Here is a 26,916-nt window from a genome sequence, read left to right on the forward strand (position 1 = left end):
GCCGGCTGTGCCCGAAATTCGCTGGAAACCCGGCACGCTGTAGAACAGGAGCCTGTGCAGCACGGTCTTTCGCACGGTAACCCATCTCCCGGATATGCCGGGGGCCATATTTTATTAAATCATGATCCTGATTCTTTTCATGGATATGCGACCGCCGAATATGCTCATCGCCCTTATCGTCCTGATCCTGGTGGCGGCAACCGCCTTATCAGGCTGTACTTCGACCCCTCCGGTCACCCGGGGGGCTGAGGGCACACAAACCCGGGACACCCTGCAGGGTGAGGCCTGGCACCATTACGCCCTGACCGATGTCGTGAGCGGGACACAATTCAACGTCGGCGGGATGCGTGGAGAGCCGGTGCTCGTGTTTACCTTCACCCTCTCCTGCCCGATATGCACCCGGCAGCAGCAGGAGATACTCCGGCTCTCACAGATGCCCGATGTATCGTTCCAGGCGGTGGGCCTGGATATCGACCCGAACGAGAAAGCCGCAGATCTGAAGGCAAACGTCGAGGCAAACGGATACTATGGGTATTACGCCCTGTCCCCGGTCGATGCCACACAGATGCTTGTGGACTGTTTCGGGGTGCAGGTGATCACCCCCTCATCCGCTCCGGTAATCCTGGTTACTCCGGACGGGACGGCGCAAATGCTTCCGGCAGGAATAAAATCAGCCGAAAGCCTCCGGGAACTGATCCTCCAGGTGAGTTCGCACAGTGGATGATCTCTCCGCGTGGGGCATTTCCTTCGTCGCCGGGGTGCTCGCACCCCTCACCTCCCCCTGTGTCCTCCCGCTGTATCCCGGGTTCATCGCCTTTCTCTCCCGCCAGACCGGGAACACCGGGTCACGTTTTACCCCCGTTCTTCTGGGGCTCGTAGTGACTGCAGGAGTGCTGCTCTCGATGGCAGTGTTCGGGGTGATCGTCTCCTCGTTGTTCGCGGTCCCGCTCTCCCGGATGATCGGGATAATCTCCCCGGTGGCGTTTGGGGTACTGGCCGTCGCAGGGCTGCTCCTCATCCTGGGGATCGAACCGGGTATCCCCGTCTCCATAAAGACCCCCCGTTTCCGTTCCCCGTATCCGGCCGCGTTCGGCATGGGCCTCTTCTTCGGGATTGTCATACTTCCCTGCAACGCTATCTCCTTCGTGGTATTGATCGCCCTTGCCACGACGTTCACCGGTCTCCTCGCAAACCTGACGACCTTCATCGCGTTCGGGCTGGGAATGGCAGTCCCGCTCTTCCTCATCGCCGCGCTTTCGGCCAGAGGGGGTCCCGGGATGGTGGAATGGGTGACCCGGCACAAGAGGGGGATCGACCTCGTCACCGGGATCATCCTGCTCGGGATCTCTCTGTATTTCCTTGCGGAGTTCTTCGGGATTACGCCCGGTTGATTCCCCGGTATCGCTATACCGGTACCCTGAGCAAATCGGCTATGCCACCTTCCCGAAGAGGAACCATACCAAAACTCTTTTCGATCCTTATCGGGACATAGCTGCATTCGACTCCGGTTAACCCGGGAGACGGGATGGCAGGATTCGCAGGCGCCGGGTGCAGCGCATCGCACCGGTCGGAAGGAGGAGAGTGAGGAGTGTCTACGGTGCTGTTTACGGTTCTGGTTGCGCTCTGCATCATATCGGCATTCATCACCTGGGCGCTTGGTTTCACTATCCTGGCCAGGAACACGGCTTCCCTGACCCACCGTCTTTTTTTCCTTGTTATGGTGGCCGCAACCTACTGGGCATTCGGGGAATATTCCCTCTGGATGGCGGGCTCGTACGACGGGACCCTGTTCTGGCTTAAATTAAGCTCGTTCTGGCCCCTTGTCCCCGCGGCGACGCTCCATTTTATTCTGGTCCTGAGCGGCAGCAGCCTTTTGAAGCGGTCCAGGCCGTGGGTCGTTCCTCTCCTCATCTACCTGCCTGCCGTTCTCTTTGCATGTGCGGGGATCGGGACATCCCTGATCTACACCGTGGAGTTCGTGCCAGGGACGGGGTTCGTGTACCAGGTCGCCAGTGAAAGCTTCGTCTACATCGCCGAGAGCGCCTACACCCTCGTCGTTATGGGTGCTGCCCTGGCCGTAAGTACCGGTTCCTGGCTGAGATCCCGCGAGGAGAAGACCCGCCGCCAGTATCGGCTGGTGAGTGCGGGAATCGCCCTCGTGATCGCGTTCGGCATTCCGTCCGGAATACTCCTGCAGATCTATGGCATTTATCTTCCCAACCTGGTGTTTACCGGGATAATCCTCTTCTCGGTCATTATCACCTACAGTATCATCAGGTACGAGCTCTTCACCCTGAGTCCCGGCACTGCAGCGCCCGACATCGTCAGAATTCTCCCGGACGGCTTGATCATCGGCACCCTGGACGGGAGCATCGTCATGGCGAATGCCCGGGCGTCAGCGGTATGCAAGGCTCCCGGAAAGGACCTGGCCGGTAAAAAAATCACAGAATGTATCAGCGACCCGGCACTCTCTTCGATAATTCCGTCCCTTGTTGAGAGGGAGACCCTCTCCGACGTGGAGGTACTCCACCGGGGGGCGCACGGGATCGTTGTTCTCAGCATTTCGGGCGCTCTCGTCCGTGACCCGGCCGGGGACCCGGCCGGGTTCATTCTCATTCTCCGTGACATTACCCGTCGGAAGGAATCCGAACACGCCCTCAGGGTGGCGAACGAGAAGATCTCGCTCATGACACAACTGACACGGCACGATATCACGAACCTCGTCACCGCCCTGTGGGGATACCTCGACCTCCTGAAAAGCAGCCGTCTCACCCCGGACGAGAATAATTATCTTGAAAAATGCCTCGAAATAGTCGAGAAGATAGATCAGCACCTCATGTTCACGAGGGATTACCAGGAAATCGGGCTCTACAGACCTTCCTGGCAGCCGCTCGAAACGTTGTGTGCAAAAGCAGTCGCTGATCTCCCCGCCGGAAAGGTCGCGATAGTCCGAAATATCGACGATGTGGATATCTATGCCGACCCACTCATCTCAAAGGTCCTGTATAACATACTTGAAAATGCGTTCCGGCACGGGGGGAAAATTACACAAATTGATATATCCACGCAGGTGGGCGGAAGCGGGGACCTTCTTTTGGTGATTGCCGATAACGGCACGGGAATACGAAATGGCGAAAAGGAGAGGATTTTTGGGCAGGGGTACGGCAAACACACCGGAATCGGCCTCGCGCTTTCACGGGAGATCCTGTCAACCACCGGGATCACGATCCATGAGAACGGAGTGCCGGGAGAAGGTGCCAGGTTCGAGATCCGCGTTCCCGGACCGGCATGGAGAGATCACGGGAATGCGGGCTGAATCCCCGGTCGTTCCCAGATCCTCGGCCCTGGATCATGTTCCTCTTCTTTCCGGTACGTGCTCCTTCACTAGAATGGAATGGATCCTGAAAAAACCGTGACGGCCGGACCCTTCATCCGGGTCTCCTTGCCGAGGGAGATCACCAGGTTTCCTCCCGGAGTCTCCACGTCCACCTCGTCTCCCACCATCCCGAGTTTATGGGCCATCGCCGCGGCAGCGGTCGCCCCGGTCCCGCACGAGAGGGTCTCTCCCTCGATCCCCCGCTCGAAGGTCCGTATCTTCAGGGAGTTCTTCCCGGTGATCTGCACAAAGTTGACGTTCGCCCCCTTCGGGAAGCTCGCATGGTTCCTGATGGAAGGGGCCAGCCCTTCCAGGTCGACCGCGTCCACATCTTCCGCAAAAACGATCGCATGGGGTACCCCCGTGTTCACCGCCCGGACATCGTATCCCAGCACGTTCTCCAGGTATTCCCCCTCGCCGGTGGCCGGTATGTCCTTCCGGTCGAATTTCGGGTCGGGCATTGAAATAACGGCCATGAACGTGTCTTCTTCGTAGGCCATCTCCACCCCGATCACTCCCGCGAGGGTCTCCACCCGGCACTTCTCCTTCACGTATCCCTGGTCGAACGCATACTTGGCAAAACAGCGGATCCCGTTCCCACACATCTCGGCCTCGCTCTCGTCCTCCTGGAAGAGGCGCATCCCGAGGTCCGCGCGCTCCGAAGGGGTGAGAAAGAGTACCCCGTCGCCGCCGATCCCGAACCTGCGGTCGCAGAAGAGACGGGCAAACTGGCTTTTCATCTCGTCGGGGATGACCGTGCCCTTGTATTCGTCCACAAGGATGAAGTCGTTCCCGTTTCCCTGCAGCTTAGTGAAATCGATCTCCATGAGAACACCTACGAATAGCCCCAGAGTTTTAGCGCTCTTTTTAGTTCATAATGATGGTGTGCATAGTCGGTGACGCTGATCCCGGCCATATAGGCATCGACCGCCTGGCGCATCGCCCGGGCCCCGGCAGCGGTCCCGTCGGGATGCCCGTGTATCCCGCCGCCTGCCTGGAGCACGACGTCGGTCCCGAGGATGGAGAGCTCCCCCGCGACGAGCCCCGGGTGGAGCCCTCCGCTCGCGACGGGGAAGGTCCGCTTATGGCCGAAACTGGGCTCGGTAAGGGCCAGGTTGTCCGCCAGCACCTCGTCCCGGTCATGGTCCATCTTCCCGCTCACCGTTCCGGTGTGCAGTTGATCGGCCCCGAGCATCCTCGCCAGACGGGCGAACACCCGCATGGCGATGCCGTGCTCCCGGTTCCGGGTTAACGCGGCATGCATCGCCCGGTGCACGTGGATGGGCACCTTGATCGAGGGATCCTCTCCGAGGGCCTGGAGGGCCCCGAAACCAGTCAGGAATACGTCCACCATGATCATGTTCGCCCCGAGCTCGATCGCCTGCGTCGCCCGGTCGACGATCCGGTCCGGTCTGGTACTGACATTGACCGCATACAAAACCTGCCGGCCTGTCTCGCTCTTCGCCTCCTCGAGGCGAGCCATAACCGCAGGTACCCTCGCTTCCATCGGACAGAACGGCTGGTCGGTGAGTGTCTCGTCGTCTTTTATGAGGTCGACTCCCCCGATGGCGGCGTCATAGGCAACTGCACCGGTGTCATCCGGGGTAAGTCCGACCTTCGGCTTTATGATCGTCCCGATGTGAGGACGGTCGGTCGTGCCGATTATCCTCCTTACCCCGGAGATGCCGAATTTCGGACCGGGAAAGCTAATCAGCTCGTCGGTAAACTCCACGTCTACCAGTCGCACCGTTTCCAGGAGGCCGAGCCCGAAGAGGTTTCCCGCAACTACCGAGAGGTACTGGGACACGTTCCCCGGTTCGAACAGCTCCACGGGATAATGGATCCTGGTGACATACCCGGACCCCGAAGGGAGCACCGATTCCACCGTCCCGTCCAGGCGCCGGATGTATTCCACCCTTGTGGTGACTCCCGTCCACGTCCCGGTACTCTCCTCTTCGGCGATGGCTCTTGCGGCCTCCCCCGGGTCGGTGCCATGTTTCGGCCTGAAATAATAGGTTGCAGTGACGTCTTTTCCCGGTGAACCCGGCGTTCCTGAAGATTCTTTACGCGTCATATGCAGAGCTCCGTTTCATTCCTGCGGCTCACGGATTCCCTGCTGAACTCTTCGAGATCCCAGCCAAGGTAGTCCCTGATGATGATATACGCCATCTGGGGCGGGATGGCACCCCGTTCGGTCACGATCAGGTCCACGTACTCCGCGGGGGTCACGTCGAACGCAGGGTTCCGGACCCGGACGTGAGGGAGGCCTTCCTGCAGTCCGGGAGACAATACCTCGGCAGGGTCTCGTTCCTCGATCGCAATCAACTCCCCGAGAATGGTACGGGGCGCAAACTTGTACGTTTCCGCCGCCACCATGAACGGGGTCCGGGCCTCGTGTGCGGCCAGGGCGATTTGTGAGGTCCCGATCTTGTTCACCACCGCTCCGTTGACCGTGACCGCGTCGGTGCCGACCACCACGAGGTCCACGTCGTTCATGAACGAACGCACCGCCGAGTCCACGATATAGCTGGTCCGGATGCCCGCATCGTTTAAGACCCGGATCGTGAGCAGCCCCTGGTTCCTCGGGCGGACCTCGGTCGCGAAGACCTCGAAATCTTTCCCATCCCTGGACGCCGCGAGGATGCATCCCAATGCAGCCTCCGAATTGCAATGGGTGAGCACGATGTCCCCATCCCGGATATGGCGGGCCCCGATCGCCGCGATCCTATTTACAGCCTCGCCGGACGACCGGATGAACTCGTCTGCGGCCGCTCTTATCCGTTCCCTGGCGTCCTCAACGTCCCTTGCCCCGGCGAGCGCCGCCATGACGGAATGGACCGCATTCGGCAGGGAGACCGCGGTCGGCCGTGTCTCGAGGAGGATCTCCGCAGCCCGCTGCATCCCGGACACGAAGCCCGGAAGGTCGGAGGCGTCGATCTCCCCGGCATGGTCCCGCAGGGCCGCCGCCGCCGACCGGGCGATCCTCCCGGCCCCCCGGATCTCCATGGACCGGATCTTCTCTGCAGTCTCCGAAATCACCATAACATTCCCAAGAGTAGATGAGGATACACTCCAAAGAACTTTCCGGGAGAGGCAGGGATGTCGGTTGCCGTGGTATTTGACAGCGCAGGAACGCTCCTGCACACCTACCGGGTGGCAAAGGATGTGGTGAACCAGCACCTGCTGCCTGGGATCGAGACGGTCACCCTGACGTTCAGTTCGCCCGAACGGGTCCTGGTGGTTATTCACGTGCATTCCCGTGACATCATCGAGACCCCGGCAGACGTCCCCCTCGCGGAATACCTGGTCGACCACCAGGCCGGGTTCGGTATAAGCTGCACCAGGAAGGTCATCACCGCCGAGGATGTGGGCACGGCCCTGTACAATGATACCCGTGCCAGGGTAGGCGACCTCCAGGACTGCATCCGGAACGTCTGGTCGGTGTGCAAGAGGGAATCGGTGGTCACCATGAATAGCGGGGTGATCCTGAACATGCTGCTCGGTGGCATAGAATTTACCGTTACCACCGGCGGGCGCCCGTTTGAAGGAGCCAGGGAGGCGATCACCGAACTGCACCGCATGGGTGTCCCCACGTATATCGCATCCGGGGACAGGGTGGCGAAACTCGAGAAGATGGCGGATTACCTCGGTATCCCCCGGGACAGGGTGTACGGGGTGGCCACCCCCACCGTGAAGGCACAGATAGTCGCGGACCTCCAGGCGGAATACGACTCGGTGGTCATGGTGGGGGACGGGATAAACGATCTCTGTGCCATGAAACGTGCCGACATCGCGGTCCTCACCGAGGAACAGGCCGGGGACAAACCCCAGGAATTATATCATACCGCCCACTACGTGGTAAAAAACGTGAGAGGGGTCGTGGATATTGTTAGAAATCTTATTACTCCCTGAATCTTCATTTATCGAGATATAAAAGGTAATATGTTTTCAGTTCAACTATACCTACAGAGAGGTTCGTCATGCCCCCCCTGATCACCGTGGATTCTTTATGCATGGACTTCGATGGAAAGCGAGTCCTTGACAATATTTCTTTTACCCTCGAAGAAGGAGAGATCCTGGGAATTATAGGCCGAAGCGGCGCAGGCAAAACTGTGTTGATGCACCTGATGAGGGGGGTCGACCAACCCCCCACCTCGGGAAAGATCATCTACCATGTCGCCTCCTGCAGCGGGTGCGACTATCTCGACCTGCCGGGATCGTCCGGTAAAGCGTGCCCGGTCTGCGGAGGCACCCTGAAACCGGAGGAAGTGGATTTCTGGAACCCTGCCTACGAGGAGAAAAAACGAAGAGTCATGCGCCGGACGGCGATCATGTTCCAGCGGACCTTTGCACTCTACGGAAACGACAGGGTCATCGAGAACGTCCTGCACGCACTTGACGATATCAATTATCCCCAGGACCAGGCGATCAACCGGGCCGCGGACCTGATCGACCAGGTACGCCTTTCCCACCGGATGATGCATATCGCCCGAGACCTCTCCGGCGGGGAGAAGCAGCGGGTGGTGCTGGCCAGGCAACTTGCGAAGGATCCGTTTCTTCTCTTCGCAGACGAGCCCACGGGGACGCTCGACCCTGAAACCGCCACCCTCGTGCACGATATGCTGGTCGACGCGGCCAAGACGAACCACATGGGGATGGTGGTCACCTCGCACTTCTCGAAAGTGGTCCAGGACGTCGCATCGAGGGCCATCCTCCTTGAGGAAGGAAAAATACTCAAGATTGGAAAACCTGCCGAGGTCATCCACCGGTTCATGGAAGACTTGAGCGACACCGAGGCCTACGAACCGATCGAGATCGGCGAGCGGATCCTGACTGCCAGGGACGTCTATAAACGCTATATTTCCGTAGATCGGGGAGTGGTACGGGCGGTTAACGGGGTCACATTCGACGTGCATTCGAAGGAGATCTTCGGGATCATAGGAAAGAGCGGTGCGGGGAAAACGACGCTTTCACGGATAATCTCCGGGATCATAGAACCCACCAGCGGGGAGATGCTGATTCGGATCGGTGAGGACTGCGTGGACATGACCAAACCCGGTATCGAGAACCGCGGGCGGGCAAAGTCCTACATCGGGCTGCTCCACCAGGAGTACGACCTCTTCCCCCACCGGACCATCCTGGACAACCTCACCGATGCAATAGGTCTGGAGTTCCCGAAGGAACTTGCGATGCGAAAGGCGATACTCACCCTTCGCATGGCGGGATTCTCGGAAACGAAGAGCAGGGAAGTGCTCGACCGCTATCCTTCACAGCTCTCCGAGGGTGAGCGGCACCGCGTGGCCCTGGCCCAGGTGCTGATTCGCGAACCAAGGCTGGTCATCCTCGATGAACCGACCGGCACCATGGACCCCCTCACGAAGATCGATGTGAAGCATTCGATCCTCCACGCCAGGGACGACATGGAGGAGACATTCATCGTGGTCTCCCACGACATGGAGTTTGTCCGGGATATCTGCGACCGGATCGCCCTGATGAGAGGCGGGAAGATCGTGGAGATCGGCAAAACGTCCGAAGTACTCGGCAGCCTGACCGATGAGGAACGCGAAGTCATGGGGAAGGGTGAAGCGACGGGTGGGGAATGATCACCGTCCAGGTCGACGGGGAGTTCCGGAAGGTTCCGAAAGGCAGCACGCTTGCTGATATCATCCCCTCCCCGGACCCCGATTGCGTGGTGGCGGTCATCAGGCCCGGCGCACAGGAATCTGCGACCACCAGGAGTTTTCGTATCCTGACCACTGCGGGGGAGGTGGTGGTGGAAGCGCTTCCCTCGGGAAACGAGGTCTTCTCCCTCCCTGCACTCGGCGAGGGAGCCGGGCTCCACTGGACTGACCGGTACGCTGCTGCGTTCGGTCCTTTTCCGCAGCAGTTCGCTCCCGCGAGGAAACCGTTCCTCTACGAGCGGGGGGATGTTATCCTCGGGTGCGGAGGGTACGACCCTACCCGTTCCTACCTCATTTTTGCAAAGATGCGCCATTCTTCCGACCTCGGCGCTCCCGAGGGCGGAGGAGTGCTGGGAAAGGTGACCAGCGGGAGGGGCGTGATCGACCGGTGGGCCACCGGCGACCGGATAACCGGGATCGCCCCGGTAATCAGCTGGGCCGATACCACGCAGTCCTTTACCACCCGGGAGATGGCCACGCCCCTGGAAGAAGGGATGCAGGTGGTGACCTTCGCGGCGATCAATGCGGACGGATACAGGGATGATGAGATCGACACCGGCAGCGCGTCGAGCGTCGAGAAGATGCTCCTGGCCCTAAAAGACGGGCACTTCATCGTTGAACGGGCCGCGAGCACCTACATCGAGGACCAGAGGAGCGCGGGGACCGATGTCCCCGAGGAGAACCCGGTGGGCCGGATGGAGGGGAGCGTGACCCTCCGCACCAGGGGGAAGTCGCGGGGAAGCGTATACATCTATACCACGGACATCCCCTCCGTGCCGAGTCATACCGTCGCAGGCCAGGTCGTCCACGGGATCGAACTGGCAAAGCTCGCCCGGCAGGGGGACACTCTCTGCGTAAGGGTTATGCCGGACCGGTTCGATCTCATCGGAGTGCCGCTGGACGAGGCGATCCGGATTGCGGAAACACGGGGAATAGCTCTTGAATATGAGCCCGCCAACCACCCCCGTGTGGTGGTGGACCAGGATCCCGGAACTACCCTCGAATGCCTCGCCGCCCGGGCGGCCGCACTTACCGCTATCCCGGAGGAACATGTGATCGATATCCGCCTGGACGACGCGAATGCCCCCGAATCGTGCGAGATCTTCCGAAGGATCACCGGTCTCGACCTCCACGGGGTCGGGAGGATCCCGTTCCTGTTCAATTTCGAGGAGGTATATTTATTCAAGCCCTCCTTACCCCATGGAACGAGGATTAATCCGGAGAATGCACCGAAAGAGGTTGTTCCCGCGGGGAGCCTTGCCATCACTAACGATTCGAGGAAAGGCGCCGGCCTTGTAGGGGTCCGGCTTGCGGAAAACCGGGAGTTCGGGCCCACCTCCGAGCCGTTCGAGGGGACGAACCTTATCGGGTGGGTGATCGATACGGAGAAACTGAAAGGACTGAAAGAGAATGAAACGGTGTACATCCGGGAGGTTGTGAATGGCTGAGTACAAACCCCGCTATGTAGGGACAGTGACCAAATATGTCTTTGTCGATTCCCCGGACATGACCCCCTCCGACCTGGCACTCCGTGCATACGAGATCTCCCTTGGGGTGATGATCAAGGAGACCTGCTTCGGGCTGCAGATTACCGGGAAAGAATCCGAGGTAGACGAGATCATCAACCGGCTCAGGTCGCTCGACCCCGTCCACATATTTGTAAAAGACCGCGGGTTCCCTCCGGGGGACCCCCGCAGGTGCAGGGCAAATCTCGGAGGGGCCCGGCCCGGATACTACGGGCACGAGTACGAGTTGACCCTGATAAAAAATGTCTCGAAGGGGCTGGAAAAACTCCCCTCCAGGCCGCCCGGTGCAGTGCCGGAACCTCCCGTGCCGAAGACCGAGAAAAAACTGGATGTCCATACATTGAAGAAGATCATCGAATCCCAGGAGTCCTGAAATGGCAAAAGTGTTCATATATCCCGTAACGAGCCTGATCCTCTCCGACCTGGTGGCCAGGTTCGGCCATAAACCGCTGAGTGCGGCGATGCAGATACGGGAACGCATCCAGACGGCCGGCCTGGAGTCCCCTCCTTTGCAGGTTACCCCGGAAGACCCCAAGAAAGGACTGAAATATGCCGCGGTCGAAGTCCCGTCGGGCGTCCGGGGGAGGATGGCGCTCTTCGGCCCCATGGTCGAGGACGCCGATGCCGCGATCGTGGTGAACGATGCGGACTTTTCCTTCGGGTGCATGGGATGCGCAAGGACCAACGAGCTGCTCGCGTTCCTTATCCGCACCCGGGGGATCCCCGTTCTGGACCTGGTCTATCCCCGTACTGAAGAGGAAGGTATCGAATTCGTGGCTGCCATAAGGGATTTCCTTGCCGGCCTGGAGGGTAAATGACTACGAAGGTGAGGATAGCCCAGCTCTCCTGCGGGCCTGAGTACAGCGGGGTGCAGAAGGAGATCGAGGAGGCGGCGGGCGCGGTGGACGCCGAGATCTTCTTCCCTGACCTTAAACTCTCGGATATCCAGAGGGATAACGCCCTGTTCGGGCTCGACGTCCGGAGCCCCGACCTGAAGCTCTCCATCGCCCGGGCCAGGGCCCTGGTGGACGGGCGGGTCGAGGCCGACGCGGTGTTCATCGCCACGTGCTTCCGGTGTGCCGAGGCCGCCATCGTTCGGAACGAGCTCCGCCGCTATATCCACGAGAACTCGAACCTCCCGGTGGTGAGCTATTCGTTTACCGAACGGACCACGGCGGGAACCCTTCTCACCCGTATGGAGGCCCTCACCACCATCGCACGACGCAGGGCGCTCCTCGCGAGGGAGGTGCAGGAGGGGATCACCATGGGGGTGGACAGTGGTTCGTCTACCACCAAGGCAGTCGTGATGCAGGACAACAGGATCGTCGGTACCGGCTGGCTCCCCACCACCGAGGTGCTCAAGAGCGCCGAGCAGGTCATCGAGCTCGCGCTCCAGGAATCGGGGATTTCCAGGGATCAGATCCAGGCAATAGGAACGACCGGATATGGGAGGTTCCTGGTGGGGCAGCATATCGGCGCCGACCTCATCCAGGAGGAACTCACGGTCAACTCCAAGGGTGCGGTATACCTTGCCGACGCCCAGCACGGCCCCTCGACGGTCATCGACATCGGTGGGATGGACAACAAGGCCATCAGCGTCCAGGACGGGATCCCGGGCACGTTCACCATGGGCGGGATCTGCGCCGGTGCGAGCGGGAGGTTCCTGGAGATGACCGCGAAGCGCCTGGGGGTGGACATCACTGAGCTCGGCCCCCTTGCGATGAAGGGGATGTCCCGGGAGGTGCCGATGAACAGTTATTGTATCGTGTTCGGGACCCAGAGCCTGGTGAACGCTCTCGCCGCGGGAAGCTCGAGGGAGGACGTGGCCGCCGCCGCCTGCCACAGCGTTGCCGAGCAGGTATTCGAGCAGCAGTTGCAGGAGGTGGATATCAAGGACCCGGTGATCATGGTGGGAGGGACCTCGCTGATCAAGGGCCTTGTCAGGGCCATGGGAGACCTGCTCCAGACCGAGATCGTGGTCCCGCACCACTCCCAGTACATCGGGGCGGTGGGATCGGCCCTTCTTGCCTCAGGGTACATCAAAGGAGAATGAATGGATTCGGTGGAGTATTTCGAGGTCGAGTGTCCCGAGGCCGCAGGGAAGGAGTACTACCGGAAGATCGCGGACATCGTCCTTCTCGATCATAACCTGATCAGGGTCATCCGGAAACTTCACATCTTCATCGATCCCCGGGTGCCCCTGTTCATTGCCGTGGGGGTCACCAAGAAACTTCCCGGCCCGGTGAAGGTCAGGGATTTTGCCGACGTCAATATCCAGGACCGCCAGGTGACCATCACCATCGGGGACGAGGCGTACCTCGCGGCCCTGTTACACCTCCTCTGGGAGAAGTTCGGAAAGGAACGGGTCGATCAGCCCGACCGGTTTACTATCCTGCTGGACCTCGCTCCCGAAGAACAGGCCGGGCTCGAGGATCTCGTGGTAATGGACCCGAGTGTTACCCTCTACAAGGACCTGATCTACGCGCTGCAGGTGATACAGCCCGAGGGGTTCAAGGTCCGGAGGCAATATTACGCGGGGGGTAAGTTCTACCTTGTCGCGAGCGAGGATACGCTCCCCGAGGATATCGAGGACCTCGTTCGTCGGAAATTTGCGCTCATGGGGGAGCAACTATGATTCTCGAGCCGGTGACCTACAAGGGCGGCCTTTACCGGAACGACGAGATCGTGGACCTGATCGAGGACGTGGGAGGGTACATCATCCAGAAGCAGATGGTCGCAACGGAGGTGGTGATCCAGGCCCTTGTACCCCGGGACGATATCGCGCTCATCCGGGAAGTGGCCAAACCTCTCGCCGGGGAGATCACGCCCTCACCCCTGGTAGGGACCGAGATTGCGGTGGTCACTCCCAGCCTCGAGATCCACCATCTTCCCCACGCATCCTGCGATGTCGCAGAGTACATCCGCCGGTTCGGTGCCAAGACCAACATGGTAGGGCTTGCCCGGGGTTTTGGGAAACGGATCGCGCAACTGAACGACGAGGAACGGGACGTAATCAACGAGCACGACCTCGCGATTTATCTGCTCGGCGATTTCGAGGAATGTATCCGGCACAAGTTCCCGGTGCTGCGGAGGGGGATCGAGGTCCCCATCGTGGTATCGGGAGGACCCTCGAAGGAGACCCTGCAGAAGATCATCGACCCTCCGGTGGACGGGTATGTAGGTGAAGTGGGGAGGTTCATGCACCGTACCAAGGAGTCGGAGGAGATCGACAAGCTGGAAGAGGTGGTTGCGGAGATCACCCGGGTCGTCTCGAAAAAGAGGGAGGAGATCGCAAAGGACCCCCTCTCCGTATCCCCCGCCAGGCTTATGGATATTATCCGGGAGCAGGTGGAAGAGATCCACCGGGTGCTCTCCCCAACCCCGATCACGGTCCAGATGACCGGTCTCCGGGTAAAACTCCCGTACGACACCTTCTCAACAGTCCTGAAAAAACTGGAGATCGAACGGGGGGTTACCATCGGGGACCTCGCGGATATCAGGCCTTCCAGGATGAGGGATTATATCCTCCTTAAAATTCGCCCGTTCTCCGACACGAACATCATGATCTGATGGAGCTCAAGTCTTTTTTTGTAACGTTCGCGAATCGCGGCTTAATTTTACCGGTGACCTGATGATAACCCTGTGAGTGAACCAAGGAATACTCCCTCAGGCGGAAGTTGGAGAACATCCGCTCAGGGATGTGCTCCTGGCGCTGCCGGAAACGACACAAAATGGAGCCTTAACCGAATCGGTGTGCCGACAGAGCCGGTCAAAAAAATTATGCGGTAAAGATGTCTGCCAGTTCATTGAACTGGTACCCGCTCGCATCGAAACTGTTGGTCCGGAATACCCAGGTCTTTCCGGCGGGGAGGAAATAGGCGCTTGCGACCGCGTTTCCAATGAGCGCCCCATTCGCATTGAAGAGATTAAAAGTCACTTCGATATATTCGACCGTATACTCGCTGTCGTTCTTGATCCTTCCGGTAAGGTAGAGTCTGCCTGAACTATCCGTCTCTACCCTGGTCTCCTGGAGCGTGGCATGGAGTGCCGGGTTGGGAACAAACTTTTCGTAGCCCCATGGCCTGGTCACGAACATCTCGCTCCCCTCGGGGAGCACTATCACACCTTCGGGAGCGGTCCCCGTTCGGGTCGTTTCGGTTCCGACCGGGCTGATGGTGGGGGTCTCTGTCGCCTGTGCCGGACCGCCCGGGACTCCGGGGGCCAGGCATCCGCACACGAGGAGCGTGAAGCTCAGTATCATAATCGCGGAGAATATTCCGGCCCATTTTGTTCTGGCTGAGTTCATTCTAGATTCCTCCTGATGAACACATTCGGAGAGCGTGCTATTTAAGGTATTTCGTGAAATTCTAAAAAAAGCCCGGCCGGGGGGTTTTTAGTTGCCCCCGCGCCGGTTACCGGAAAAGTATCTGGAGTTTCCTGTTTACATGGTCTGAGACCGGAATCGCATCGGACTCGATATGATCGGGACATTCGCGGACTGCCACCATGATATCATGCTCTGTGATACCGAGCAGTTCGTGATCCACCACCTCCGACAGGTAACGGGATTCGGATTCAAGGCATCGAAGGAGAACAGGTTCTCCGTTTCGGTGCCCGATGAAGTACCGGTACGATCCGAGCTGCAGCCCCGGGGGTTCGGTGAGCTGATCTGAGCCCTCCTGGCCCTCCTGAAATGGAGGGGTTCGCGGGGTGATTTCATATACCATTCCCGGGGCCGGTCCTGCCCTTGTCATTCTTTTCACCTCTGAATCTGACTATTCGTAAGGATACGCGGGAATGCCGGGCCATCGAAATGCCCCGGCACGCCAGGATTCGCACAAATCTTCCCTTATGACCGCAGCACCTCCTGTCCCTATATTATGGACGGAAGGATTTATCCTTCTGAATTATTTAAAATTTTTTATAGCGGCATCGTGCATCGGCCCTGGTCTTGCGGAATCACTTTTTAAAATTCCCTGCAAGGGCCATCAATAAAGGTCTAATTTGCTTTGTATAATGCTCCAGATGCCCTGCCCCGCCGCTTTTTCGCTCCTACGAAATATGCCGGGACCATTTTTTAGTCTGGTATCCTTTACCGATGAGTTTTGCGATATCAGCCAGGGTTGAACTTTTCCAGAAACCACCGCACCGCGCTGCCAGAGCGGCGGGGGCGAAGGGCCGGGAACATCAGGAATAAGGATCTCAACAAAGTCGAAAATATGAAAAAAAATAGCCGGGTAAAAAAATTAATGAAGCGGGGGCGCCACGTCGTCCGGCGCATTCTCGCCGACGAGGGTGCCCAGCATCTCGATCAAGGGCTGCAGTGATTCCGGAACTCCGGTATCCACGGAAGTGACGGTTTTTCCTTCATATGTCACCGTGTAGGTGAAATAATCCGCTCCGGGTGCCGCGGGAGGATATTCGGGCAGCAGCGTGCTGAACGCCGCGTCCTGCAGGAGTTGCCGTATCGTCGAGAGCTCCCCGGCAGACAGGGTAATCCCCCGGGTAAACTCCTTCCGGGTCACGGTTGCGGTCCCGTCCTGATAGACGGTGAGCGCGTCATTGAATCCGGCAAACCCTCCGGTCCTGGTAAATTCGACGAGTATGGGTTTTTCTTCTCCGGCGTCGGGAGCTCCTCTCACGAAGTGGAGGATCTCAGTGCCCCTGGCATCGAAGACCTGGAGATCATCCCCCTGAACCCTGAACCCCGCGGCTGCCGAAAGGAGGTCCAGGTATGTGTCCTCCTGTTCCATTACACCGTCCGGGGTGCAGTACATTTCGGTCCTTCCCGCTGCTCCCACGGTCAGTGTGTCCCCCGAGACCAGGTATTCGGCAAAATAATGATTACATCCGGCGGTCCCGGTGAGCCGGTTCTCGCTCCCGAATTCGGCCGAGACTGCAGTCCCGGGGACTACCGTACGCGGTGATCCGTCGGCAATGTACCAGACGAGTGTCCAGACGCCCGAAACGGGGGAGTTCCCCGCGGGTGTGTCGAGCGGCTCAACCGAGAGGAGCGTGACCGGGACTCCCCACATTGCAATTGTGGCGACATCCTCCTCCGTGGCGGTGAAGCGGATCCTCGCCCCGTCCGCGGCATACGCCGCGGGGAGGTTCAACGGATAGTAATGTGCCCCGTCATCCGCGACAATCCCATAGAACCCGCCCTCGAGGTCGAAGTACCGCACCGTCCCGGAGGCAGAGATCCCGCTTCCGGAGGTGCACGGTTCGAGGGAGTTCAGGCGCAGCGGTGTTCCCCACATCCTGACATTGGCCGCGGGTTGTCCTGCGATCCCGGTAAAGGAGACCTTAAGTCCGTCGACCTGGTATTCTTCAGGCAGGGAATCCGGGAGGTAATGCGTACCGTCATCGGCGATGATCCCGAAAAATCCGTCCTCAAGGTCGATGAACCGGATCACCCCGGTTCCGGAGACCACAGTGAACGAGCCCGGGTTTGTTCCCGGCAGAAGGAGACCCGAGAGCCGATTCTCGACAAGCTCACGGAACGACGCTGTCTTACTGTCGCCCTGGAACGGTCCGAAGGACGAGAGTGCGGTGATCCTAAAGATCCCGGCAGTATCTCCATCTGAATTGTGGAAATACTTCACTATTGCCGAATTTCCGGAAAATTCCCGGTTGTTACCCTCATCGAACCGGGAGATTAGGTCCGATGCGACGGTGCCCCGGGCAGCCCCCGTGTTCTGGTGGTATTCCTGAAGCGTTGCAGACGATATTTCGGTAAAAGAACCGCCGCTCGATATAAGAGCCGCCTCTGCGGTGCCGGCGACTCCAAAACAACACGCCAGGACCAGCAGGAGGGCCATGGCGCGGCTGCCTGCGATGTGATATTTCATATTGATCCGATTCCTCGGTTCGCGTGGAACCACGCTTAGATATGAAAGCATTTTGATAAATATCCTTCTTATACTGCGAAAATTTTCGCAACTACGGATCGCACGGTCCGGCCTTGCAGGATGACAAAGTTATGTCAGGGCGAAGAGAGAGATCTGGTACAGGTGAGATCGTCGATGAAGGAGCTGGAAGACTTTGAAGAGACCCTGCACCAGATACTCGAAAAAGGCGGCGAAGATACCGCGGCCCAATGGATGCAGGACATAGAACGGGAATACGGGAGGACCCCCCTGATATTCCAGAGAATGTCGGAGCGTCCCGAGGTCCTTATCTCCCACCTCCTCTATAAGGGAGCGGTTACCAAGACCAGTTCCCTTGATCCCAAGTACGTGGAGCTTATCAGCCTGGCGGTTGGGGCGGCGCTCCGCTGCAAGCACTGCACGGGGTACCATATGCAGGCCGCGATGAAAAAAGGAGCGTCGTGGGAGGAAATTCTCGAGGTAATCCTCCTTGCAGGTCTGATATCGAACTCCTCGGTCCTGGCCAACGCCTACCGGATCATCGATGAAAAGATGTCCCGCTGCATCCCCTGCGCAAACGAGGGCGTGGACCTTCCGCCCTGTGACGACCTGTAAATATTTTTTTGGAACTATGGCTTCTGTTGACATCCTTTCTTCCTAGACATTTCCGGGGGCTTCGCCCCCGCCGCTGCGGCGGCCCCGGCGCGATATCTCTGGCATATGGTTAACCATGACTGATATCGGTTCGATAGCAAAGATAAGAAGATCCCGGACCTGCGCCAGTCCGGGCATATCCCATATTCATCCTCCGATGGAGATCAAGGAATTCAACAGAGCCTGAATATCTACAGATACTTCCCCCGGGGCGCATGATGAGTCCGGTTTGACGTAAGTGCATCGCAGATTCGCATAACGATAAGAGAGAGAGGATCTCAGCATCAAAAAAAATCCTATTTCTTCGCTGTTTTCGATGTACTTCGCCGGATCTTTGCTGTCCCGGGGATCAGGCAATCTGCACCCGGACCAATGAGATCCTCTCTCCCCGCACCCCGGAGCCCTTCCTCCACCAGTGCCCGGTTGGCCGGTTCGCGGTAATGGAGAATCGCTCGCTGGATCTTCTTCTCCCTTCCCCGGGGGATGTGGACCTCCTTCATGGTGAACGGGTTTATCCCCGTGTAGTACATGCAGGTGGAAGGGCTCATAGGGGTGGGGGTAAAATCCTGGACCTGCTCGGTATAGAGCCGGTGGTCCCGGATGTACTCCGCAAGTTCGATCATGTCCTCTATGGTGCATCCCGGATGCCCCGACATGAAGTAGGGGAGAAGGTACTGCTTCTTCTTCCCGCTGCTTCCGATAGCGGAGAAGCGCGCCCTGAACCGGTCGAACACTGCACGGTCCGGCTTGTTCATAAGTTCCAGCACGCGCTCCGAGACGTGTTCGGGCGCGACCTTGAGGTGCCCCGACACATGGTGCCTGCAGAGCTCCTCCAGGTAGGGAGCGGGATCGGCCATTACCAGGTCGAACCGTATTCCGGAACCGATAAAGACCCACCTGACCCCGGGGACCTCCCGCAGTTTCGCCAGGAGCTCCATCTGGGCCTGGTGGGAGAGCACCAGCCCGCCGCAGGCCGGGGAGCAGTGCCGGTCCGGACAGGTCCCGGCGGTTTCCCAGCGACTGCACCGAGCCCCCCACATGTTCGCAGTCGGCCCCCCTACGTCGGTGATCACCCCGGAGAATCCGGGGAGTTTCGCGATCCTCCGGACTTCGCGTTCGAGAGACTCCACGCTCCGGGACTGGATGATCCTTCCCTGGTGATGGGTGAGAGCACAGAAGGCGCATTCCCCGAAACAGCCCCGGTGGCTGGTGACCGAGAACTTTACCGGCTCGAGCGCCGGCACGGGTTCGCGGGATGCCGGGTGTGCCGCCCGGGTGTAAGGGAGTTCGTAGAGGTGGTCCAAACCGGAAGTGGAGAGCGGCCGGGCGGGAGGGTTCTGGATTACCACGGTCTTTGGGTGGACCTGGGCGACGGATCTCCCCCGGAACGGGTCCTGTTCCTGGTAATGCAGGGCGAATGCCCGGGCATACTCCCGCTTATCCCCAGATACCTGCTGGAAGTCGGGGATTGTGACGATATTTTCGTCTATTTGCCGCTTCCATTCATTGATAGCGACGCGATACGCTGTACCGGGAATGTTCCTGATCTCCCCGGCCGCTTCGCCTGCGGCGAGCCTCTCTCCGATCTCGACCACCTGGCGTTCCCCCATCCCGAACACCAGCAGGTCGGCAGGGGCATCCGCAAGTATGGACTGTCTCACCCTGTCCGACCAGTAGTCGTAATGGGCGAACCGCCGGAGGCTGGCTTCGATCCCACCGAGAATAACGGGAACCCCCGGAAAGACGGCATGAAGGCGGTCGGTGTACACGATCGCCGCCCGGTCCGGTCGTTTTCCCGGATGCCCGCCCGCGGTATATACGTCGCGATTCCTTCTTTTCAGGTTCGCCGTATAGTGGTTCACCATCGAGTCCACGTTACCTGGTGCGACCAGGATCCCGAGTTCCGGCGGACCGAAGGTGAGCAGATCCCGGTCGGTCCTCCAGTCAGGCTGGGAAATTATCCCGACCGAGAACCCGGCATCCCAGAGCACCCTTCCGAGGAGTGCAGCGGCGAAAGAGGGATGATCCACGTAGGCATCGCCGGTAACGATCAGGAAGTCCGGCCTGTCAATGCCAAGTCGATGAGCCTCTTTTATGGAGAGGGGAAGAAATGAGGGTTGTTCCATGGTCATAGCGGCGGGTGATGTTCCCCGCGGGGGTTCGGGAGGTCGAGCCCCGTGGCCTGGTCGAAGACCCGCTCCACCGTGCAGCCCCGAATTTCCTGGATAACCGCTTCAACCACGATATAGACTTCCGTTTTACCCCGGATGCACCCGGTAAGAACATTCGTCCCTCTTCCGACGGTACTGTGGAGATGGAGGTGAGGTCCTTCACCGGTCCATGAAACCGTGGCAATGCCGAGTATCTCCCACCCGCCGCTGAACGTATCCCAATGGGGGTCCGGGGGGAGGACAGGGTGTTCGGGGCCGGTCACCATGCTCCCCTCGAGGAGCGCACCAAGGAGCTGAATAACGGCGGAGCGTATATTGTGCGCTTTCACGAACGAAAGAAGCCCGGCGACGAGATCCTCGCCGTGGTCGATCCTCAGATAAAAAATCCTGCCCGGGCGCCCTTCTGCGTACCGCATATTCTTATCCCTGCTATGCTATGGATTTCCGTGGAAATAAAAGGGAGGATAAGGGATCCAAGTTCAGGGGCACCGGACTTCAGCGCCCTCCTACGCCGCCGCCGCCGAAACCACCGCCGCCGCCGAAGGATCCTCCTCCGCCGAAACCGCCACCGCCGCCACCGCGTGACGGGGGGACAAAGAGTAATACCGGGACGAACGCGGTCCGAATCCCCAGGGGAACACCTGCCTCGGGGATATTCACGTCGAGCTCCTTCATTGCCTTCTCGACCCTGTCTCCCACACCGAGCGCGGTTCCGTAGACCAGCCATTCACCCCACATGGCGATATCTGCGGGCGCGTATTTGCGCATGAGCGCCAGGTCCGACAGGAACTTCGCGAACGCGTCCCACTGCAGCTTCTCCTGGTAGCCGTCCCCTTTCCAGTGCCCGAAAAGGGTAGAGGGGAAGGCGAGGGCCACCGCGGATTGTGCGAGGATCAGTGCCGAGAACAACACCGCGGGACCGAGGTATCCGGCCTGGAAGGGAGCAACGATAAGCCCGATTATGCCTATCGCGGTGAATGCCACCCCCACGAACAGGAAGGGAAAGATATGGTCCCTTCCGTCCACGAGGTACCGGGCGATCAGGGCCGGGTCGGAACGGCGGGTCACATCCAGCAGTTCCCTCTGGTAGCGAAGGATCTGTTTCTCTGCAGTAAGATCCGATCTCGCTTTGGTTGCCAGGCGTTCAAGTACGGCAGTGTCAACTACCCCGTCCTCGGATGCATCTTTCAGGAACTCAAGCACCCGTTTCTCGTACGGATCGTCGGTACGCCCTGAAAGAACGGTGATCCTGACCGGTGCCCCCTGGTCACCGCCCTCGATCCTGACCAGCCCCCTCCGGTGCAGGTCAAGCAAGGTAGCATAGTAACCGTCCTTATCGAAATCGACCGCATCTCCCTTGAAGAGCAGGTTGACCTCCCAGGGTTTCATCGCCGGGTTGGGGGTAAAACTGAGATACCCTGGCACTGTAAATTTTTTCTCCCTCCCAAAGCGGTAATAGATGACGAGAAGGAGGAAGGGAGTCGCCAGCATGGCGATTAGGGAGATTACAAACCATGCCTGGGCAAAATAGTACGGCAGGACATCCCACCAGGGATTTGCAGCCTCGGTCTGTGCTTGTACGCCTTCCACGTAAGTGGGGAATCCCGGCGTGGTGTTCAGCGCCTGCTCCCGGAGCAGGAGCTCGATCCCTACCACCTCGTCGGTAGCTGCGCTCCCCGTGACCACGATCGTTTCATCGGACCGTGAGACCGAGAGCGATGCAGGGTGGGGATAGACTGCGACCACGTTCGCGGCAGGGTACGTGATCTCGAGAGCGCGGAACGGGACGTGCTGGTCGACCAGCCGTATGTTGAGGTGGGCATACTGCTCGTCGTACTCGATGGGAGGGTAGACGATATACTGGTACAGGACGGTATACTCCCCTGCCGCGTAGTACGCCGGGTTATAGATTCCCACCTCGTTCAGCTCGGCGAGCTGACGCACTACCGCGGCTGCCGCGGGATCGGTCGAGCCCACCAGGGTGACCGTCCCCTGGTAATCCTTCACGTACCCGATTACGCCAGAAGGTATGGTCATGTCCTGGTAGAGGATGTACGGGAAGGCGAGCGGGGTGAGCGAGAGCGGGGCATTCCAGAAACGGAAGAGCATCCGGTATTGCCCGCTGTTCATGACCTGGTAGGTATAGGTCTCCGAAAGGGTCCCGTTTTGGCCGAAATCCGCGTGATACGAGTCCACTACCAGGTCACCCTCGAGGAGCCCGGGGATCGAGGCGCCTATCAGGATCCCAAGTGCGGCGACTCCTATCGCGACCACAAAAAGAAGGACGATCTGGCGTTCCTCCGACATTCGTACACCTCAGAACTCGATCTTCGGGGGGGTGGAGATCGCTTCTTCAAACTCCAGGTAGGTCAGTTTGGAGAGCCCCATCAGCCGGCCCACGAAGCTCGAGGGAATGACGTCGATCATGGTGTTGAACTGCTGGGAGATGTTGTTGTAGGTATACCGCTGCCGGGCGATCTCCTCTTCGACCCCTTTCACCGCCTCCATCAGGTTCGTCACGGTGGTGCTGGTCTTTAAGTCGGGGTAGTTCTCCGCTACCGCGAAGAGTCTTCCCAGCAGGGAACGGGACTCTTTCTCGATATCGTTCAGGTCGCCCGGTCCGGCCGAACCTACCCGGGCCCGCATGGCCGTGACGTTCTCAAAGGTCTCCCGTTCGAACTTTGCATAGCTCTTTACCGCACCCAGCAGCTGGTCGATCATATCCAGCCGCTTCTTCATCGCTACCCGGATCTGTCCCAGTGTCGCCTCGGATGAGTTCTTCAGGGTATAGAACCGGTTGTAGATGGAGACAAAGTACAGGATCAGCACGACGATGATGAGGAGGATGATTCCTCCCACAATCCAGGGAATGAGGTCTCCCAGTGCCATGGTTCACCACGTACTGATAGGGGCCTGCACGGATAAGCCCTCCCCTGCCCCGGGAACCCTGGCCGCGACGATGGTTCCGTATGCGTGCAGGGTCTGCCCCGCAGAGATGCGAACAACGGGACCCGGATGGAAAAAGGTATTCTGTTCTATTCCGGAAAAATTAATCGCATTTCCGTTTCAGTCGATCCGGAGGGTCCCGACGATTCTCAGTTTTCCCCCTTCCAGGTAGTGGAGCAGGACCTCTGCTTTCGGGGGAAGGACGAGTTCTTTCTCTGACCGAAGCGTCACCTCGGGACGCTTCCAGTCGCCCGCATTATTGACGTAAGCAATCCTCCCGGGGACGAACTGCATCCAGTGCCCGAGGTAGAGTATCATGCCCTCCTTCAGGGGGGTTGGCCAGTATTTCACCAGCGTCGCACGACCGTGAATTGTCCCGGAAGCGGTCAGTGACGGGTCGTTTGAGAGCACGTAACCCCGGTCGAGGGCCTCCACCTCCACGCCCTTCAGTGCGAGGCCGACACGGTCTCCCTCCCAGGCCGCGTCCACGTCGTCATCGTGCTTCTGAATGGACCTGACCAGCGCGGTATGTTCCGTGGGGAACACCTTCAGCGAATCGTGTTTTCTTATCGCCCCCCGGATGACGCCTCCAAGGACCACGACCCCCACACCCTTTACATTGAAGAAGTGGTCCACCGGGACCGCACCCGAGCGGGCGAGTTCCGCCGGGGCGGGGTCCTTCCGGGCGGCGGCTTCCGCAGTGAGATCTTCTCTTAACCGGAACCGGTCGTCTTCAGCGACCCGGTACCCCGCGACGACCGTGTCCCTGATCAGGGGCGCCACCTGGTCGGGGGTGATATAGTTGCGCAGGACCAGGACGCCGTCCTTCATCCCGGCACAGTCGAGCATCAGCACGCACTCCCCGAACTGGGCGTTGATCTCGTCGACTACCAGGACCGCCTTCTGCGCCATGGACACCGCAAAGAAGAGAGATGAGAGTTTCTCCGGGTATCGGCTCGGTTCGATGAACGTGACCGTCGTCTCGTCCTTTTTCAGATTGTAAAAGGTAATATCGGAAACGGTCCCCTTCTTCCCCAGCTCCTTTGCATATTCAATGGGACCGATAACTGCGACATTGAGGTTCGGCATCCAGAAAAGATGGGGTGGGATCGGATATGATGATTGGGGAGAGAACCCCTCGGCAGTCAGAGGGAACCGCGAAGGGAATCAGGACACCCTGATTCCGGTCAGGCATTCTCCCTGCCGGTCGGTCCTTCACGATCCCCGGAGATGCGGACGAAGTGATGGCCTTGCCCCCGGGTGAGTCCTGTTCGGAAAGGGTCTGTCCTTGCACCTCACCTTTTGTAAGAGATCACGAGTGAACCCGGCCCCCGGCCGGAAAAAGGATTGCCTCCGCCTTTCTCCGGTATGCCAGCAGGGCGCATATCGCGAGGACCCCGGTGATGGAAGAGATTATTCCGGCTTTGAAGTCCGGAGGGTCGAACCTGGCGATTGCCCTGTCCGAATCTGCGGGCAGCCTCCCGGTCACAAGGTTCCCAATAGCTTGTGCAGGATTCCCGTTTACGGACCAGCCGGGATAATACGATGTTTTTACCACGATTACGTCCCCGGCACGCAGGTCGCCGGTGACGATCACCTCGTCCGGGGTATACTTTTCAACCGCGACAGGGACGAACTGCTCGTTTCTCACCGCGAATACGTTGGGGAGTACGTCTAAGGGAGCGTATACCGGGACCCCGCCAATGGTATCGTATATTTCCCCGAACGTCGGTGTCCCGCTTTCGAGGTATGCCGTATCCACGATATAATTCGCGGTGGTATAGGTGATGCCCTGGAGCGTGTAGGAGGGGGCCAGGTTGTTCTTCAGGAAATACGGGTAATACCCGTTCAAGGGCTGGATACCCGCTTCGAGGTATGCAACCGTGAAGTCCATGTGCGACCATCCGGGCCCCGTATCGAGGATGAATACCTGGGGGTATCCGGCAGGAGGGATGCCAAGTTCCGTGGCGACATCCCGGGCAGGTCCGGAATCGAGCCCCGGACTGGTATACACAAGGTAACTCATATTTCCGGCGAGAGAGACCAGAAGGGCGATCACAAACAGGAGCGTGAAGGTCCTTCGGGCCCCCCGCGCACTTCCCCGGCAGTAGTACCATGTGGCAGCCAGGATGAGCACGATCGCGATTCCCGCCTGTATCCAAAAATAAGGATTAATTGTTCCCGACAGGAACAGGAATACCCCGTTCACCAGGAGGGATACCAAAACCAGCGCGATGAACACGGAATCCGATATCTTATTTGTATAGAGTAACAGTATAAATACGAACAGAATAAGGACGGAAACGACTGCCGGGAGCGATACCGTATCCTGGTAGGGGATTTCCAACAATTTTAGAAGAACGAGAACCCCGGTCCCCAGGAGTATTCTCTTCTTTTCCACCGGCCCTACCCTGAACAGATCGCTCTTTTCCGCCTGGTCCAGGAGAATGACAAACCCGTAGAGCGCCAGGAACAGCACCAGGGGGCCTATCGTCCCAAGTATTCTTCCAGGGCACCGGAAATTGGCGAACATCGGGAAGAAGTGCACGAACGAGAGCAGCGTATTTCCCCCGTCCGCCCATACGAATGCGAAGATCACCGCGATGAAGGACGGGACCACGAGTTTCTTATCCCCGAACACGAACGCGGTTATCGCGAAAATGAGGGGGACTATCCCAATGAAGACCGCGCTCTCGTGCATCCCGAAGGTCGAATCGATGGGGACGCCGAAAGTATATGCACCGAGATTATTCTCCAGAAACCCTCCCCCCGCGAGGGGATCAATAGGGTCGATGCGAACGATGAACTGGTTGATGGAGAGTTCCGGGAGCAGCTTAATCGCACTGATAGCGATAAAAAAGGCAGCCACGAGCAGGAACACCGTGCCGACCTTCCTCCGGTCCTCGCCCGACAACAGATAATACCCGAAAAAAATCAGTAATACAATGAAATTGAAGACGAAGATGTAAAATCCTCCCGAAAAATACTGGAATACGAGGATGAATACAAGAAAAAAGATGTTTATAACGGAGTATTCACGATACTGGAGGATTTTTAAGAGAAAATAATACATCAACGGCGTCCAGGCGAGGGCGAAGAGGATGACCAGCTGCCCCGCCGCGATCCTGGTCAGCAATATCCCGGAGAACGCGTAGAAAAGGGCGCTGATGGTAAGCAGGAATTCCGACCTGCAGATGAGCGTGGCGAGTTTTCGGAAGGAGAAAAAAGCAATGAGAATGTGGAGAATAACCACGAAATTCAGGATGTATATCGAGTTGGAGAAATAGTAAAAAGGAAAAGAGAACGGGTAAAACCTGGATGAGAGCGGATTTGCGACCTCGGGAAATCCCCCCGGCCAGAGGTTGTTCCACATCCCGAAGAGATTCTGATGCAGGTAGAAATAATCCAGGGTATTGTTGAGGATATCATGGTAGTCTCCGATGAAATAGCCCTTCAATACCAAAACGGGAGTTATTATACCGAGGCACAAAAGGATCGGAATCGTGTAGGAATGACTCCAGAATTCACGAACCGACAGCATAACGGGAGTTCACTACATCGGTATCGGGAAGAGTATATATATCTGTTATCATTTTTGTTTCCGGTTAAAATCCGGGATCGCTGCCCGTATCTTCCTGGGATCGGATCCGCCCTGTCCCTGCGCCAAACTATAAGATTTCCCGCGGAGATATA

General features: G+C 58.6%; 24 protein-coding genes. 13 read left to right on the forward strand and 11 right to left on the reverse strand.

Annotation, left to right across the window (positions count from 1 at the left end):
- Positions 1-139 precede the first annotated feature (139 nt).
- The 3 genes from J2741_RS06505 (at position 140) to J2741_RS06515 (ending at position 3,316) form a co-directional block, all read left to right on the forward strand.
- On the forward strand, positions 140-724 hold the full coding sequence (locus J2741_RS06505) for a hypothetical protein (RefSeq protein ID WP_209674185.1): 585 nt from the start codon (positions 140-142) through the stop codon (positions 722-724).
- Positions 717-1,391 (forward strand): cytochrome c biogenesis CcdA family protein, encoded by a 675-nt coding sequence (locus J2741_RS06510; protein WP_209674186.1) that lies wholly within the window; start codon positions 717-719, stop codon positions 1,389-1,391. The genes J2741_RS06505 and J2741_RS06510 overlap by 8 nt, the downstream gene beginning before the upstream one ends.
- 197 nt (positions 1,392-1,588) lie before the next feature.
- Entirely contained in the window at positions 1,589-3,316 is a 1,728-nt protein-coding gene (locus tag J2741_RS06515) for an ATP-binding protein (protein WP_209674187.1), read from the forward strand.
- 68 nt (positions 3,317-3,384) lie between these two features.
- On the opposite strand, the gene dapF is transcribed toward J2741_RS06515, so the two are convergent.
- Genes dapF through J2741_RS06530 form a run of 3 tightly spaced genes read right to left on the reverse strand, consistent with a single transcriptional unit; the run spans position 3,385 to position 6,418 of the window.
- A complete protein-coding gene (gene dapF, locus J2741_RS06520) occupies positions 3,385-4,203 on the reverse strand; it encodes a diaminopimelate epimerase (protein ID WP_209674188.1) in 819 nt (272 codons plus the stop codon).
- Positions 4,204-4,211: 8 nt separating this feature from the next.
- The gene (locus J2741_RS06525) at positions 4,212-5,450 is read right to left on the reverse strand and encodes a RuBisCO large subunit C-terminal-like domain-containing protein (protein ID WP_209674189.1); all 1,239 of its coding nucleotides are present in this window, start codon (positions 5,448-5,450) and stop codon (positions 4,212-4,214) included.
- Complete coding sequence (locus J2741_RS06530; RefSeq protein ID WP_209674190.1) at positions 5,447-6,418, reverse strand: ribose 1,5-bisphosphate isomerase; 972 nt, start codon at positions 6,416-6,418, stop codon at positions 5,447-5,449. Before J2741_RS06530 ends, J2741_RS06525 begins: the two co-directional genes overlap by 4 nt.
- Before the next feature lie 57 nt (positions 6,419-6,475).
- Between J2741_RS06530 and J2741_RS06535 the strand changes: the two genes are divergently transcribed.
- The 8 genes from J2741_RS06535 (at position 6,476) to J2741_RS06570 (ending at position 14,153) form a co-directional block, all read left to right on the forward strand.
- A complete protein-coding gene (locus J2741_RS06535; protein WP_209674191.1) occupies positions 6,476-7,288 on the forward strand; it encodes an HAD family hydrolase in 813 nt (270 codons plus the stop codon).
- 68 nt (positions 7,289-7,356) lie between these two features.
- Positions 7,357-8,979, forward strand: a complete 1,623-nt coding sequence (gene atwA, locus J2741_RS06540; protein WP_209674192.1) for a methyl coenzyme M reductase system, component A2 — start codon at positions 7,357-7,359, stop codon at positions 8,977-8,979.
- Positions 8,976-10,505 (forward strand): methyl-coenzyme M reductase-associated protein Mmp3, encoded by a 1,530-nt coding sequence (gene mmp3 / locus J2741_RS06545; protein ID WP_209674193.1) that lies wholly within the window; start codon positions 8,976-8,978, stop codon positions 10,503-10,505. The genes atwA and mmp3 overlap by 4 nt, the downstream gene beginning before the upstream one ends.
- Positions 10,498-10,956, forward strand: a complete 459-nt coding sequence (locus tag J2741_RS06550; RefSeq protein WP_209674194.1) for a methanogenesis marker 6 protein — start codon at positions 10,498-10,500, stop codon at positions 10,954-10,956. The genes mmp3 and J2741_RS06550 overlap by 8 nt, the downstream gene beginning before the upstream one ends.
- 1 nt (position 10,957) lies before the next feature.
- Positions 10,958-11,401 carry a methanogenesis marker 5 protein gene (locus J2741_RS06555; RefSeq protein ID WP_209674195.1) on the forward strand — a complete coding sequence of 148 codons (444 nt, stop codon included), beginning with the start codon at positions 10,958-10,960 and terminating at the stop codon, positions 11,399-11,401.
- Entirely contained in the window at positions 11,398-12,636 is a 1,239-nt protein-coding gene (locus J2741_RS06560) for a methanogenesis marker 15 protein (protein WP_209674196.1), read from the forward strand. The genes J2741_RS06555 and J2741_RS06560 overlap by 4 nt, the downstream gene beginning before the upstream one ends.
- Positions 12,637-13,218 (forward strand): methanogenesis marker 17 protein, encoded by a 582-nt coding sequence (locus tag J2741_RS06565; RefSeq protein WP_209674197.1) that lies wholly within the window; start codon positions 12,637-12,639, stop codon positions 13,216-13,218.
- Complete coding sequence (locus J2741_RS06570) at positions 13,215-14,153, forward strand: methanogenesis marker 7 protein (RefSeq protein ID WP_209674198.1); 939 nt, start codon at positions 13,215-13,217, stop codon at positions 14,151-14,153. The genes J2741_RS06565 and J2741_RS06570 overlap by 4 nt, the downstream gene beginning before the upstream one ends.
- A 208-nt stretch (positions 14,154-14,361) precedes the next feature.
- Here J2741_RS06570 and J2741_RS06575 read toward each other — a convergent pair whose 3' ends face one another.
- Positions 14,362-14,889, reverse strand: a complete 528-nt coding sequence (locus J2741_RS06575; protein ID WP_209674199.1) for an FxLYD domain-containing protein — start codon at positions 14,887-14,889, stop codon at positions 14,362-14,364.
- A 172-nt stretch (positions 14,890-15,061) separates the two neighbouring features.
- Between J2741_RS06575 and J2741_RS06580 the strand changes: the two genes are divergently transcribed.
- The gene (locus tag J2741_RS06580; protein ID WP_209674200.1) at positions 15,062-15,256 is read left to right on the forward strand and encodes a hypothetical protein; all 195 of its coding nucleotides are present in this window, start codon (positions 15,062-15,064) and stop codon (positions 15,254-15,256) included.
- A gap of 573 nt (positions 15,257-15,829) precedes the next feature.
- Here the strand turns inward: J2741_RS06580 and J2741_RS06585 are convergent.
- A complete protein-coding gene (locus tag J2741_RS06585) occupies positions 15,830-17,434 on the reverse strand; it encodes a protealysin inhibitor emfourin (RefSeq protein WP_209674201.1) in 1,605 nt (534 codons plus the stop codon).
- A gap of 174 nt (positions 17,435-17,608) precedes the next feature.
- On the opposite strand from J2741_RS06585, the gene J2741_RS06590 reads away from it, so the two are divergent.
- Complete coding sequence (locus tag J2741_RS06590) at positions 17,609-18,067, forward strand: carboxymuconolactone decarboxylase family protein (RefSeq protein WP_209674202.1); 459 nt, start codon at positions 17,609-17,611, stop codon at positions 18,065-18,067.
- A 335-nt stretch (positions 18,068-18,402) separates the two neighbouring features.
- Here J2741_RS06590 and J2741_RS06595 read toward each other — a convergent pair whose 3' ends face one another.
- The 6 genes from J2741_RS06595 to J2741_RS06620 form a co-directional block, all read right to left on the reverse strand.
- Positions 18,403-20,238: a YgiQ family radical SAM protein gene (locus tag J2741_RS06595; RefSeq protein ID WP_209674203.1), complete on the reverse strand. Its 1,836-nt coding sequence runs from the start codon at positions 20,236-20,238 to the stop codon at positions 18,403-18,405.
- A complete protein-coding gene (locus tag J2741_RS06600) occupies positions 20,235-20,693 on the reverse strand; it encodes a PPC domain-containing DNA-binding protein (RefSeq protein WP_209674204.1) in 459 nt (152 codons plus the stop codon). The genes J2741_RS06595 and J2741_RS06600 overlap by 4 nt, the downstream gene beginning before the upstream one ends.
- A gap of 79 nt (positions 20,694-20,772) precedes the next feature.
- Positions 20,773-22,584, reverse strand: a complete 1,812-nt coding sequence (locus tag J2741_RS06605) for a DUF2207 domain-containing protein (RefSeq protein ID WP_209674205.1) — start codon at positions 22,582-22,584, stop codon at positions 20,773-20,775.
- Between the two features lie 9 nt (positions 22,585-22,593).
- Positions 22,594-23,166: a LemA family protein gene (locus tag J2741_RS06610; RefSeq protein ID WP_209674206.1), complete on the reverse strand. Its 573-nt coding sequence runs from the start codon at positions 23,164-23,166 to the stop codon at positions 22,594-22,596.
- Between the two features lie 177 nt (positions 23,167-23,343).
- Positions 23,344-24,312, reverse strand: a complete 969-nt coding sequence (locus tag J2741_RS06615; protein ID WP_209674207.1) for an EF-Tu/IF-2/RF-3 family GTPase — start codon at positions 24,310-24,312, stop codon at positions 23,344-23,346.
- A 223-nt stretch (positions 24,313-24,535) separates the two neighbouring features.
- Positions 24,536-26,680, reverse strand: a complete 2,145-nt coding sequence (locus J2741_RS06620) for a hypothetical protein (protein WP_209674208.1) — start codon at positions 26,678-26,680, stop codon at positions 24,536-24,538.
- Between the last annotated feature and the right edge of the window lie 236 nt (positions 26,681-26,916).

This window comes from Methanolinea mesophila, from assembly GCF_017873855.1.
Taxonomy (GTDB): domain Archaea; phylum Halobacteriota; class Methanomicrobia; order Methanomicrobiales; family Methanospirillaceae; genus Methanolinea_B; species Methanolinea_B mesophila.